14 protein-coding genes are annotated in these 12,186 nt (G+C 66.1%); 10 read left to right on the top strand and 4 right to left on the bottom strand.

The window, feature by feature from the left end; all coding sequences use genetic code 11:
- The 6 genes from Q7J26_RS14075 to Q7J26_RS14050 all read left to right on the top strand — a co-directional run.
- The coding region (locus Q7J26_RS14075) for a helix-turn-helix domain-containing protein (protein WP_304937029.1) at window positions 1-142 on the top strand (142 nt) is incomplete at its 5' end.
- Window positions 142-1,005: a D-amino-acid transaminase gene (locus Q7J26_RS14070; protein ID WP_304937028.1), complete on the top strand. Its 864-nt coding sequence runs from the start codon at window positions 142-144 to the stop codon at window positions 1,003-1,005. The genes Q7J26_RS14075 and Q7J26_RS14070, both read left to right, overlap by 1 nt.
- A 9-nt stretch (window positions 1,006-1,014) precedes the next feature.
- Window positions 1,015-1,776 carry a class I SAM-dependent methyltransferase gene (locus Q7J26_RS14065; RefSeq protein WP_304937027.1) on the top strand — a complete coding sequence of 254 codons (762 nt, stop codon included), beginning with the start codon at window positions 1,015-1,017 and terminating at the stop codon, window positions 1,774-1,776.
- A gap of 157 nt (window positions 1,777-1,933) precedes the next feature.
- Complete coding sequence (gene hfq, locus Q7J26_RS14060; RefSeq protein ID WP_003164861.1) at window positions 1,934-2,179, top strand: RNA chaperone Hfq; 246 nt, start codon at window positions 1,934-1,936, stop codon at window positions 2,177-2,179.
- Complete coding sequence (hflX, locus tag Q7J26_RS14055) at window positions 2,180-3,493, top strand: GTPase HflX (RefSeq protein ID WP_304937026.1); 1,314 nt, start codon at window positions 2,180-2,182, stop codon at window positions 3,491-3,493.
- A 3-nt stretch (window positions 3,494-3,496) separates the two neighbouring features.
- Entirely contained in the window at window positions 3,497-5,137 is a 1,641-nt protein-coding gene (locus Q7J26_RS14050; RefSeq protein ID WP_304937025.1) for a Na+/H+ antiporter, read from the top strand.
- 31 nt (window positions 5,138-5,168) lie between these two features.
- On the opposite strand, the gene Q7J26_RS14045 is transcribed toward Q7J26_RS14050, so the two are convergent.
- Genes Q7J26_RS14045 through Q7J26_RS14035 form a run of 3 tightly spaced genes read right to left on the bottom strand, consistent with a single transcriptional unit; the run spans window position 5,169 to window position 7,992 of the window.
- A complete protein-coding gene (locus tag Q7J26_RS14045) occupies window positions 5,169-5,825 on the bottom strand; it encodes an HAD family phosphatase (RefSeq protein WP_304937024.1) in 657 nt (218 codons plus the stop codon).
- A gap of 8 nt (window positions 5,826-5,833) precedes the next feature.
- Window positions 5,834-6,628, bottom strand: coding sequence for a nucleoside triphosphate pyrophosphohydrolase (mazG, locus tag Q7J26_RS14040; protein WP_304937023.1), 795 nt, complete (start codon window positions 6,626-6,628; stop codon window positions 5,834-5,836).
- Window positions 6,625-7,992, bottom strand: a complete 1,368-nt coding sequence (locus tag Q7J26_RS14035; protein WP_304937022.1) for an MFS transporter — start codon at window positions 7,990-7,992, stop codon at window positions 6,625-6,627. The genes mazG and Q7J26_RS14035 overlap by 4 nt, the downstream gene beginning before the upstream one ends.
- A gap of 164 nt (window positions 7,993-8,156) precedes the next feature.
- On the opposite strand from Q7J26_RS14035, the gene Q7J26_RS14030 reads away from it, so the two are divergent.
- From Q7J26_RS14030 to ygiD, 4 genes are all read left to right on the top strand, one after another.
- The gene (locus Q7J26_RS14030; protein WP_304937021.1) at window positions 8,157-9,014 is read left to right on the top strand and encodes a D-alanyl-D-alanine carboxypeptidase family protein; all 858 of its coding nucleotides are present in this window, start codon (window positions 8,157-8,159) and stop codon (window positions 9,012-9,014) included.
- Between the two features lie 238 nt (window positions 9,015-9,252).
- Complete coding sequence (locus tag Q7J26_RS14025; RefSeq protein ID WP_304937020.1) at window positions 9,253-9,447, top strand: hypothetical protein; 195 nt, start codon at window positions 9,253-9,255, stop codon at window positions 9,445-9,447.
- Between the two features lie 96 nt (window positions 9,448-9,543).
- Entirely contained in the window at window positions 9,544-10,146 is a 603-nt protein-coding gene (gene wrbA / locus Q7J26_RS14020; RefSeq protein WP_304937019.1) for an NAD(P)H:quinone oxidoreductase, read from the top strand.
- A 4-nt stretch (window positions 10,147-10,150) separates the two neighbouring features.
- Complete coding sequence (ygiD, locus tag Q7J26_RS14015; RefSeq protein ID WP_304937018.1) at window positions 10,151-10,909, top strand: 4,5-DOPA dioxygenase extradiol; 759 nt, start codon at window positions 10,151-10,153, stop codon at window positions 10,907-10,909.
- A 6-nt stretch (window positions 10,910-10,915) separates the two neighbouring features.
- Here the strand turns inward: ygiD and Q7J26_RS14010 are convergent.
- The coding region (locus tag Q7J26_RS14010) for an AMP-binding protein (RefSeq protein ID WP_304937017.1) at window positions 10,916-12,186 on the bottom strand (1,271 nt) is incomplete at its 5' end.

Genomic DNA, 12,186 nt, shown 5'->3' with positions numbered 1-12,186 from the left:
GGCGGCCCAGATCATGCGGTTCGGCGGCAATATCTCGCGCACCGCCGCCTTCATCGGCATGGAACGCTCGGCCCTGCACCGCAAACTCAAGTCGCTGGGCGTGTCGCCCGCTCGCGGCGGAGAAGAGGAAGACCTCGCCTGATGTCCCGCGTCGCCTATGTCAACGGAACCTACAGCCCGCATGGCCAGGCCGTGGTCCATATCGAGGATCGCGGCTTTCAGTTCGCCGACGGCGTCTATGAGGTCTGGTCCGTGTTCGACGGTCGGCTGGCTGATTTCGACGGTCATATGACGCGGCTGCACCGCAGCCTGGACGAACTGCGTATCGACATCCCCATGTCGGTGGCTTCTCTGACACGGGTTCTGCGCGAAACCATCCGCCGCAATCGGGTGAAGAACGGCATCGTCTATCTGCAGGTCACGCGCGGCACGGCCCGCCGCGACCACCCGTTCCCAGCACAGGGCACGCCGCCCAGCGTCATCGTCACCGCCAAGTCGATTTCGCCAGTGCGCGGAGAGGCGCAGGCGCAGAAGGGGGTCGCCGTCCTGACCCAGCCCGATATTCGTTGGGGTCGATGCGACATCAAGACGGTCGGGCTCTTGCCCAACATCCTGGCCAAACAGGCGGCGCGCGAGGCCGGCGCCTATGAGGCCTGGCTGGTGGACGACATGGGACTGGTGACAGAAGGCTCGTCGACCAACGCCTGGATCGTCGATGAGCACGGCAAGCTGCGAACCCGCGACACCCAGGCCAATATCCTGAAGGGCTGCACCCGCACCACCTTGATGTCATTGATCAAGGAACACGGTATCGAACTGGACGAACGCCCCTTCAGCGTCGAGGAGGCCAAGCGAGCGCGTGAAGCCTTCTTCACCGCCGCCGGCGCCTTCGTCACGCCGGCGATCTCGATAGATGGAACCAAGATCGGCGACGGCAAGCCGGGACCAATCACGCTCAAGCTGCGCCGGCTCTATCTTGAACAGGCGCGGCGAGACGCTGTCTGAGGAACAATAATGCTCAAGACCCTGTTCGGCCGACCCGCCGCAGACGCGACGCCGCGTGACACCGATGCCGATTGGGAAGAGATCGGGCGTACAAATCCGTATTACGGCGTCCTGACGGACCCGCGCTTCAAATCAGACAACTTGACCGAAGAGGTCTTGGCCGACTTCTTTCGGAGCGGCGCGCACGGGATTGCGCAAGAGGCCGACTGGCTGAAAGAACGCTATTCCGACTTCGCACCAAAATCCGCGCTTGATTTCGGCTGTGGCGTCGGCCGGTTGACGCGCGCCTTGGCCGCCATCACGGGCGATACGTTTGGCGTCGATATCTCGGATTCGATGCTGGCTGAAGCGCGTCGCAATGTGCCGGAGGGGGCGATGTTCGGCCGAGAACTGCCTGATCGTGCTTTCGACTGGATTGTCTCTCTGATCGTCTTCCAGCATATACCGCCGGAGCGCGGATACCCTTTGCTGAAAGACTTGATGGCGCGGTTGGCGTCCGGTGGATTCGTGACGCTTCAGTTCGCTCTCTATCGAGATCCGCGTCACGCGTCCGTTCCCGGCGGGCGCATCGTCATCGGCGAGGACTTCACCACGGTTTCAAACGTTGGAGCCCTGCGTAGTCTGGCCAAGGGCGAGATGGTGATGTTCGATTACGATCTGACAGTAATCTCTGCGATCTTGTTCGCTGCAGGGGTGACGGACATCGCACTGTCTCATACGGACCATGGGGGGTTCCATGGTGCGTGCATTCGCGGTCGTCGCGTGGCTTGACGGATTTTGAAGAACGACATCATCGCGACCAACTAGAAAAAGCGGTCATCCACCGTTGCGGGTGCGACTAGGCGGCGTTTAAGGTCGCCTTCGGCTGCCTTTCGGCCCCGACGCCGCTCCCACGGCGACGAACAACCAAGAACAGGAAAAACCTGCCATGTCGCAAGACAAACGTCAGAACCTTCAGGACACCTTTCTCAACTCGGTTCGCAAGACCAAGACGCCGCTGACCATCTTCCTGGTCAACGGGGTCAAGCTGCAAGGCATCGTGACCTGGTTCGACAACTTCTGTGTGCTGCTGCGCCGCGATGGCCAGTCCCAGTTGGTGTACAAGCACGCCATATCCACCATCATGCCGTCCGCGCCCGTGCAGCTGTACGAGCCCGACGCCGAAGAAGACTGATTGACCAGCAAACTGATCGACCACTCCGTCCCGCTGATCCGGGCGGTTGTTATCCATTCCGACCGACGCTCAGACAGCCCTCGGCTGGCAAGCGAGCGCCTTGAGGAAGCCGTGGGCCTTGCCCGCGCGCTGGATCTTGACGTGCGCGCTGAAGAGATCGTGCGACTGCGTGGGACCACGCCCGCCACCCTGTTCGGAAGCGGCAAGGTCGAGGAACTGGCCGCCCTGGTCCGCGCGGCCGATGCGGAGGCGGTCATCATCGATGACGCCCTGACCCCGGTGCAGCAACGCAATCTGGAAAAGGCGTGGGAGGTGAAGGTCATCGACCGCACCGGCCTGATCCTGGAAATCTTCGGCCGCCGCGCCCGGACCAAGGAAGGCCGGCTGCAGGTCGAACTGGCGCGGCTGGACTACGAGCGGTCGCGCCTAGTGCGGACCTGGACCCACCTTGAGCGACAGCGGGGCGGCACCGGCTCGACCGGCGGTCCCGGCGAAACCCAGATCGAGCTGGACCGGCGCTTGATCGCCGACCGGATCGTGCGGCTGAAGGCCGAGCTGGAAGAGGTGCGTCGCACGCGCGGCCTGCACCGCAAGCAGCGCCAGAAGGTCCCGTTCCCGACCATCGCCCTGGTCGGCTACACCAACGCCGGCAAGTCGACCCTGTTCAACCGGCTGACCGGATCCGAGGTCTTCGCCAAGGACCTGTTGTTCGCCACCCTGGACACGACCCAGCGCACCATCCGTCTGCCGCAGGGCCGGCCCGCCATCGTAGCGGACACCGTCGGCTTTATCTCCGACCTGCCGCACGAACTGGTCGAGAGTTTCCGCGCCACCCTAGAAGAGGTGGGCGAGGCCGACCTGATCCTGCACGTCCGCGACATCGCCTCGGCTGACAGCGACGCCCAGGCCAAGGACGTCGAGATGGTGCTGAAACAGATCGAGACGCCCGAGGGCAAGACCCGTCGCGTGCTGGAGGTCTGGAACAAGATCGACCTGCTGGATGAGGAAGCACGTGAGGCCGTGTTGGGCCAGGCGGAACGTCTGGCGAAGACGGGCGAGGCCGCCGCAGTTTCGGCCTGGACGGGCGAGGGGATCGAACCCCTGCGCCAGACCATCGCCGGCCTGATCGACGACGATCCCGAAACCCGGCTGACACTGGAGCCCGACCAGGGCGAGGCCCTGGCCTGGCTGTACGAGCACGGCCGGGTGACCTTCCGCGACACGGACGACATCGGCCGCACTCACGTCACGGTCAGGCTTCACCCTGCGGCCTTGGGGCGATTCGAGCGTCTGTATCCCGACCTGGCCGACTGACCTATGCATCTGATCGAGACCGTCCTGCTGCTGCTTCTGGCCGTCGTGGTGTCGGGCTCGGTCGCGCGGATTACACGCATCGCCCTGCCTCTGGTGCAGATCGGCCTGGGCGCCGCCATCGTGCTGGCGACCGGCACGACGGTGGATATGGAGCCGGACATCTTCTTCCTGCTGTTCCTGCCGCCCCTGCTGTTTCTGGACGGATGGCGCATCCCCAAGGAGGCGCTGTTCCGGGATCGGGCGGTGATCCTGGAACTGGCCCTGGGCCTGGTCTTGTTCACCGTCATCGGCCTGGGTTTTTTGATCTGGTGGATGATCCCGGAAATGCCGCTGGCGGTGGCTTTCGCCCTGGCCGCCATCCTGTCGCCGACCGATCCCATCGCCGTTCAAGCCATCGCCGCGCGGGCGCCGATTCCAAAACGGCTGATGCATATCCTTGAAGGTGAGTCGCTGTTGAACGACGCGACTGGCCTGACCTGCATGCGGATCGCGGTGGTCGCGGCGACAACCGGCGCCTTCTCGATCGGCAGCGCCATCGGATCCTTCGCCTGGCTGGCCCTGGTCGGGGTGGCGGTCGGCGTTCTGGTCACCATGGCCATAAGCTACGCCAAGGGTTTCGTCAGCCGCCGCTGGGGCGAGGATGTCGGGGCGCAAATCCTGGTCAGCTTGCTGATCCCCTTCGCCGCCTATCTGGTCGCTGAAGAACTGCACGCCTCGGGCATTCTGGCGGCCGTGGCGGCGGGCGTGACCATGAGTTTCACTGAGCGGGGCGGCGGCGTGGGCGGTCAGTCCCTGGCCATGACCCGAATCCGGCGCGGCGTGGTGTGGGACACGGTGCAGTTCGTCGCCAATGGCATCATCTTCGTCATCCTCGGCGAGCAGATGCCGTCGATCCTGGCGCGGGCGGCCGAGGTGGTGCGGGGCACCAGCCGGCCGGAAGTCTGGTGGCTGGCGGTCTATGTGTTCGCCATCGTCGCCGCCTTGGCGGTCATGCGTTTCGTCTGGGTCTGGACCTCGCTGAAGCTGACCCTGTTCCGGCGGCGCCATCGCGGCCCGCCCGCCAAGGTTGGGTTGCGCCTGACCCTGGTCATGTCGCTGGCGGGCGTGCGCGGGGCCATCACCCTCGCGGGGATATTGACCCTGCCGTTCGTGCTGGGAGACGGATCGCCGATGCCCTCGCGCAACCTGGCCATCTTCCTGGCGGCGGGAGTGATCATTGTTTCGTTGCTGGTGGCGACCTTCGCCTTGCCGCGGTTGATGAAGGGGGTCGAACTCCCGCCTGAGCCGTCGCAGGAACGGGAGGAGGACCGGGGCCGCGTCGCCGCCGCCTCGGCCGCCCTGCGCGCCGTCGAGGACGCCTCGCACGCCATGGCCGAGGGCAAGACCAATCCCGACCTCTATTCCGATGTCGCCAGTCGGATCATGGAGGTCTATCGCCGCCGCATCGAGACCCATACCCGCACCGACGAGGACGATGCGGTCGTGGCGCGCAAGATCGACGCCGTGGAGCGCCGACTGTGGTTGGCCGGTCTGGCGGCCGAGCGAGAAGAACTGGGGCGGTTGGCGCGGGCGCGTCAACTGGACGAGGTGGCCGCGCGCAAGATGATTCGCGAAGTGGACCTCCAGGAATTGCGATACCTATAGGCCGCCCGTTGTCCGAGGGTGGCGGCGGGCGTTATCGATCCATGAACGCCGCGACAGCCGCGTAGCTGTCGGCGATGTGGTGTGCGCCGCGCGCCACCAGGCGTTCGGCGTGGCCGTCGCGAATATGGCCGCCGGCCGTCAGGCCGACCACCGTCATCCCGGCCGCGACGCCCGCTGTGACGCCCGCCTCGCTGTCTTCGATCACCAGGACGCGGGCCGGGTCTACGCCCATGTTTTCAGCGGCGTGCAGGAAGATGTCGGGATGGGGCTTGCCGCGCTCGACCACCAGGCCGGTGAAGACGGCGCCGTCGAAATGATCGGTCAGGCCGAACAGGTCCAGGCCGACGCCGATCCAGTCAGGGCCGCTGGACGAGGCGATGCAGCGGGCCTCGGACCGGGCGGCGACGAAATCGATCATGCCGGGGACGGGCTTGAGGTGGATCGGCGCGCGGGCGCGGCAGGTGGCGAACCAGGTGGTGTGGAAGTCCTCGGGACAAGGCCGGCCGAGGGCGGCCTCGACTACGGGCCGGTTGTCGCGCCAGCGCTTGCCCGTATAGGCGGCGAGAACATCGTCCAGGCTGGTGGGCAGGCCGATGGCGGTCAGCTGTTCGGCCATGACGGTGCTGTTCAGCACCTCGCTGTCGGCGACGACGCCGTCATAGTCGAAGATGATCAGGTCGTAGGGCATGCGGCGGCTCAGGATGGCGAGCCGGCCTTCTCGGCGACCTTTGCGGCGTCCCAGAGGCGGTCCATCTCCTTCAGCGTCGATTGGTCAGGGGTGCGGCCGGACTTGGCCAGTTCAGCCTCGATGAAGCCGAAGCGGCGTACGAACTTGGCGTTGGTGGCGCGGAGCGCATCCTCGGGCTCTACGTCAAGCTTGCGGGCCAGGTTGGCGACGACGAACAGCAGGTCGCCCAACTCCTCGCGCGCCTTGGCCATGTCGCCGGCGGCGATCTCGACGCGCAGTTCCGCGACCTCTTCGGCCAGCTTGTCGAACACCTCGTCGGTCGAGGGCCAGTCGAAGCCGACGCGGCCGGCGCGTTTGGTGAGCTTCGCGGCGCGGGTCAGGGCGGGCAGGCCAACGGGGACGTCGTCGAGGACGCCGGGCTTCTTGCGGTCCTTGCGTTCGGCGGCCTTGATGGCTTCCCAGGCGACGGTCTGTTCTTTTGAAGACCGTTGGGCTTCGTCGCCGAAGACGTGGGGGTGGCGGCGTTCCAGCTTGTCGGCGATGGCCGTGACCACGTCGTCGAAGGCGAACAGGCCCTGTTCCTCGGCCATGCGGGCGTGGAAGACGACCTGGAACAGCAGGTCGCCCAGTTCGCCCTTCAGCTCGTTCAGGTCGTTGCGCTCGATGGCGTCGGCGACCTCGTAGGCCTCCTCGATCGTATAGGGGGCGATGGTGGCGAAGGTCTGCTCCACGTCCCAGGGGCAGCCGCCGTCGGGGTCGCGCAGCCGCTCCATGACTCCCAGCAGGCGGTCTATCGGTCTCACAGGCGCACCGCGGTCGGTTCGGCATCGCGCGCATCAAGCTTCTCGCGGATGGCGTTGTGGCGGGCCTGGGTCAGCGGATAGTCCTTCAGCACCCAGCCGGCCAGGACGAGCAGGACGCCGGGCACGGCGATGAACAGGATCTGCAGCGTCAGCAGTGCGGTCTCGCTGTTGCCCGACGGGCCTGGAAGGGCGCGGAAGCCGACCGCCTGAAGGATGAAATAGGGGATCAGAGCGACGACGTGGCCGATCTTGGTCGTCGCCGACAGGATGGACAGCATCAGGCCGGTGCGATCAACGCCGGTCTTGAACCGCTCCTCGTCGCCGGCGTCGGCCATCATGGCGCGGGTCAGGAACAGGCCGGCGGCATAGGGCAGGCCCGCGATGAACATGACCACGGCCGTCAGGACGAAGTTGCCGCCGGGGACCAGGGTGGCGCCGACATAGAGGACCGCCGAGACGATGCTGGCCACGGCCAGGCCCCGGTCCTTGCCGACGCGGGTGGCGAACCAGGCCCAGAAGGGCGCGCCGCACAGGCCGGCGATGAAATAGACCAGCATGAACAGACCGGCCTGGGTGTGGTCGTAGCCCCGGACCTGGCCGAAGAAGAAGAACAGCAGCGAACCGGTGATGCCGGGCGCCACGCCGAGCAGCAGGTCCGAGATGAGCAGTTTTCGCACCGTCTTCTGGCCCAGCAGGGACAGATAGGCGCCGAGGCTTCCATGCGGCTGGTCCCCCTTGGTCACCGGTTCGGGCACGACGAACATGGCCAGGCCGATGGTGACGGGCAGGGCGATGACGATGGCCCAGCCCATGATCCGCACGCCGTCGGCGTAGTCGCCGACGCCCGTCTTCACCACGATGGTCGGCAAGACGAGGATCAGCACGACGCCGATGATGTTGAACACCTGCCACCAGCCATAGACGCGGCTGCGCTGATCGTACTGAGGCGCGAGGACCGCCGCCCAGCCCAGCTGGCCGAGCGTGCCGATGGAGAAGCCGAGGTAGAGGAACAGCAGCCAGCCGAACAGATAGACCGGCGGTGCGCCGGGTTCGACCACGACGAACATCATGAAGGCGGCCAGCATCAGCATCGGCGTCGAAACCGCCATCCAGGGTCGGTAGCGGCCGAAGCGGGTCTTGGTCTTGTCCATGCCCCAGCCGATGAAGGGGTCGAAGACGATGTCGATCAGACGCACGGCCATAAATACGGCGGCGACCATGCCCAGCTCAAGCCCGACATATGTGGCGTAGAATTCCGGCAGGGTGACGGGCAGGGCCACGCCGAAAGCCGCCAGCGGCAGGCAGGGGCCGGAGAAGGCGGCGAGCACGGCGTTGGAGCGTCGGGGCGCGGAGGCGGCGGTCATGCAGCGGAGTCCGATACAGCCCGGATGAGTCGAGCCGACGCAAGATTGCAGGTTTGGACGCGGGAGCGGAGTCGGATTGTGCGTCACCTCCCCGTCGGCCTTCGCCGACGGGGAGGTGAACTTCGGTGCTTGCTCCGTCGGCCGGCTTGGGGCTTGCTGGGAGGATGTGGCGAAGTCTTCTTGCGTTTCTGACGATCTGGTTGGTCCTGGCCTTTGCTGGCGAGGCGCGCGCTGCCGGGCCGTGCCATACCAACGCCGACGTCTGGGGTGACGAAGCCCTGGTCAACGCGGCCGGGGCCTATGGGATGGAGTGGGCGCCGTTCGGGGCGGTCGAGTACGGCTGGCGGACCTATGTCCCCCTGATCCAGCGCGAACTGCACACGGATTGCGGTCCGGGCACGCCGATCTTCGCCTCGCAACTGGCGGGCTTTCAGCAGACCCACGGCCTGACGCCGACCGGCCTGTTCGATGCGGCGACCTTTCAGGTGCTGCGGGGGCTGTGGCAGGAGCGGCGGCCGTTCGTGATGGCCCGCACCCGCCAGGAATGCCCCGTTCCGCCGCCGATCAATCAGTTGGGCTATCTGGTAGAGTCCGAAGAACATGCGGACCGTCTGACGCGCCTGTTGCGGCGCGACGTGCTGGACGCCTATCGCCGCCTGGTCGCCGCCGCCCGCGCCGAGGTTCCCGAGGTCGCGGCCGATCCCGAGCTGCTGCAGATCTTTTCCGGCTTCCGCGATCCAGAGGCGGACGCCGCCCGCTGCGCCCAGCAGGGCAATTGCGACGGCCTGCGTCGCGCCGTCTGTTCGCCGCATCGGACGGGGACGGCGGTCGATCTCTATGTCGGCCAGGCGCCGGGGCGGGGGGTCGATTCGACATCCCTGGCCAGTCGCGAACATATGGCGCGGTCGGCGACCTATCGCTGGCTGGTCGCCAACGCCGGGCGGTTCGGGTTCGTGCCCTATGTCTATGAGCCCTGGCATTGGGAGTATGTGCGGCCGTGGGATCCGTCATTCGCGCCCTGACTGAAGGGGAGGCGGCCCTGGCGCGGGAGGCGTTCGGGGCGGCCCTTCGTCTGGATCGGATCCGGCTGATCGCCTGGCCCTTCCGTCGCGCCTTCGTCGCCGGCGTTGGTTCGGGCGCGACTGGATCGTCTGGCCCAAGGGGGCTTTTCCGCCGGAATTCGGCGAGGCGTCGCGGCAGATTCAGGGCGTTCTGGTTCACGAACTGACCCATGTCTGGCAGGCGCAGCAGGGGGTGAATTTGCTGTTCGCCAAACTGAAGGCGGGCGACAGCGCCGCCGCCTACGCCTATTCCGCCGACCCGGACTGCCGCTGGGATGCGCTGAATATCGAGCAGCAGGCCATGGTGATGGAGCATCGCTTTCATTGCCTGCGCGGCGTGGAAACGCCCGGAACCCGCGCATTCTATGATGCGGTTTGTCCCTTCGTGCTGTGAAACCCGGCCGAGGGCTTGCAAGGGCTGGACGGACACGCCAAGTTAGCAACGGTCGTTGTTGCGAATGACGGCCTGTCATTCAATGGAGCCTCCCCCATGCCCAAGATTCTCGTCCTCTATCACTCCACTTACGGCCATATCGAAGCCATGGCCGAAGCCGTCGCTGAAGGCGCGCGCGAAGTCGAAGGCGCCGTCGTCGACATCAAGCGGGTGCCGGAACTGGTGCCGGACGAACTGGCCAAGGCCTCGGGCTACAAGCTGGATCAGGCGGCCCCCATCGCGAGTGTCGAGGATCTGGCCAAGTATGACGCCATCATCATCGGCGCCGGCACCCGCTTCGGCACCGTCGCCTCGCAGATGCGCAACTTCCTCGATCAGACCGGCGGCCTGTGGTTCAACGGCGCCCTGGTCGGCAAGGTCGGCGGCGCCTTCACCTCGACCGCGACCCAGCACGGCGGCCAGGAAACGACGCTGATCGGCCTGATTCAGACCCTGATGCACCACGGTTTGATCGTCGTCGGCCTGCCCTATGCCTTCCAGGGCCAGATGAATATGGACGAGATCGTCGGCGGCAGCCCCTATGGCGCCACCACCCTGACCAAGGGCGACGGCTCGCGCATGCCCAGCCAGATCGACCAGGACGGCGCCCGCTTCCAGGGCAAGCATATCGCCGAGATCGCCAAGAAGCAGGTCGGCTGATCCGATGCGCCAGCCCGCCGTCTTCTTCGGTCACGGTTCGCCCATGAACGCCCTGGGCGGTCCCTATGGGGCCGCCTGGCGCGCGCTGGGCGAGGCCGTCGGCAAACCCAAGGGGGTGGTGATGATCTCCGCCCACTGGGAGACGCGCGGGCTGGGCGTCACGGCGCAGGAACGGCCTGAAACCATCCATGATTTCGGGAACTTCTCGCGTGAACTGCATGAGTTTCAGTATCCCGCCCCCGGGTCGCCGGCACTGGCGGCCCGGGTGGCGGAGCTGACGAGCGCGGTCCAGACGCAACAATGGGGCCTGGATCACGGGACCTGGTCGGTGCTGTGCCATGTTTGGCCGGATGCCGACGTGCCGGTGGTGCAGCTGTCTTTGAATCGCGAGCTGACGGCGCGCCAGCATTATGAACTGGCCAAGGCCCTGCGGCCGTTGCGGGACGAGGGAATCGTCATCGCCGGCTCGGGCGACTTCGTCCACAATCTGAGGACCTGGAAGCGTGAGGCGGGCGCCGAGCCTTACGACTGGGCGACCGGATTCAATGAGGCGGTCAAACAGGCCTTTGTGGTCGGCGACCACGAGGCCCTGATCGACTGGGTAGGTTTGGCCGAGGACGCCCAGCTGAGCGTTCCGACCGACGAACATTATCTGCCGGTCCTATATGTCGCCGCCCAGCAGGCGCCAGGCGAGCCGGTCGCATTTTTCAACGACCAGATCGACGGCGGTTCTATCTCGATGACCGGCGTGCGGATCGGGTAGAGCCGGTCAGGCCGCCTTTTCCGCGTCGACCATTTTCTGGATCGTCACATAGTCGGTCTTGCCGCTGCCCAGGACCGGGACCTCGGCGACCTTGACGATCTTCTTGGGCACGATCAGTTCAGGGGCGCCGTTTGTGCGGGCCCATTCGGCCAGGGGCGCGACCTCGGCTTCGGCGTGGTCGGTGACGAGGACCAGTTTCTCGCCCTTGCGGCTGTCGGGAATGGAGACGACGGCGTGGCGCTGGTCCGGCCAGACCGCGCCGGCTATGCCCTCAACCGCCGTCAGGGAGACCATTTCGCCGCCGATCTTGGCGAAGCGTTTGGCCCGGCCCTTGATGGTGACATAGCCCTCGGCGTCCACATCGACGATATCGCCGGTGTCCAGCCAGGCGTCACCGACAGGCTCCCAGGCCAGAGGCTCGGCGGATGTCAGATAGCCGCTCATGACATTGGGGCCGCGCAGCATCAGGCGGCCGCCCGCGTCGATGCCTTCGACCGGCTCAAGCTCCCAGTCTATGCCGGGCAGGACCTGACCCACGGTTCCGGGCGCATTGCGGTGCGGGTGATTGACGGCGATGACCGGCGAAGCCTCGGTCGCGCCGTAGCCCTCAAGCAGGACGACGCCGCCGAACTTGGTGTTGAACAGATTGCGGGTCTCGTCGCGCACCCGTTCCGCGCCGGCGACCACGAACTTCAGGGTGGCGAAATCGTCCGCCTCGGCCACGCGGCCATACTGGTTCAGGAAGGTGTCGGTGGCGAACAGGATCGAGGCGTTCACCTTGGGCAGCAGGTCCGTAATCTGTTTGGCGTGGAGCGGCGACGGATACTGGAAGGCTTTCAAGCCTTGGAGCAGGGGCAGGATGACCCCGCCGGTCAGGCCGAAACAGTGGAAGGTGGGCAGGGGATTGAACATCACCCATTCCGGCAGCAGGTCGATATGGGCCGCGACCTGACGGGCGTTGGCGACCAGATTCTTCTGGCTCAGCACGACGCCCTTGGGCGTACCGAAACTGCCGGAGGTGAACAGGACCACGCCCGGCGCATCAGGGTCGGTCTTGACGCGGAAGCGCTTGGGCGCGGCGCCGGCGGTCAATCCGTACAGCTTGTCGGCCAGGCCGATGGTCTTGCGCACGTCGTCCAGCCAGACGACCTCGGCCACCGTCTTCAGGTCCGCGATCAGGTCGTCCAGCTTGGCCTGTTCGATGAAGCGCCGGGCGGTCAGCACCTTCTTGACGCCCGAGGCCTTGATCGCGGCCTTCAGATTGGCTTCGCCGGCGG

The sequence above is a fragment of the Brevundimonas sp. genome, from assembly GCF_030656255.1.
Taxonomy (GTDB): domain Bacteria; phylum Pseudomonadota; class Alphaproteobacteria; order Caulobacterales; family Caulobacteraceae; genus Brevundimonas.
Note: the sequence above shows the minus strand (reverse complement) of the source record. Positions and strands in the feature narration are given on the sequence as shown.

Coding starts and splice junctions, on each gene's coding strand:
- Q7J26_RS14070 (WP_304937028.1), top strand. CDS start 142: ATGTCCCGCGTCGCCTATGTCAACGGAACCTACAGCCCGCATGGCCAG.
- Q7J26_RS14065 (WP_304937027.1), top strand. CDS start 1,015: ATGCTCAAGACCCTGTTCGGCCGACCCGCCGCAGACGCGACGCCGCGT.
- hfq (WP_003164861.1), top strand. CDS start 1,934: ATGTCGCAAGACAAACGTCAGAACCTTCAGGACACCTTTCTCAACTCG.
- Q7J26_RS14050 (WP_304937025.1), top strand. CDS start 3,497: ATGCATCTGATCGAGACCGTCCTGCTGCTGCTTCTGGCCGTCGTGGTG.
- Q7J26_RS14045 (WP_304937024.1), bottom strand. CDS start 5,825: ATGCCCTACGACCTGATCATCTTCGACTATGACGGCGTCGTCGCCGAC.
- Q7J26_RS14035 (WP_304937022.1), bottom strand. CDS start 7,992: ATGACCGCCGCCTCCGCGCCCCGACGCTCCAACGCCGTGCTCGCCGCC.
- Q7J26_RS14030 (WP_304937021.1), top strand. CDS start 8,157: ATGTGGCGAAGTCTTCTTGCGTTTCTGACGATCTGGTTGGTCCTGGCC.
- wrbA (WP_304937019.1), top strand. CDS start 9,544: ATGCCCAAGATTCTCGTCCTCTATCACTCCACTTACGGCCATATCGAA.
- ygiD (WP_304937018.1), top strand. CDS start 10,151: ATGCGCCAGCCCGCCGTCTTCTTCGGTCACGGTTCGCCCATGAACGCC.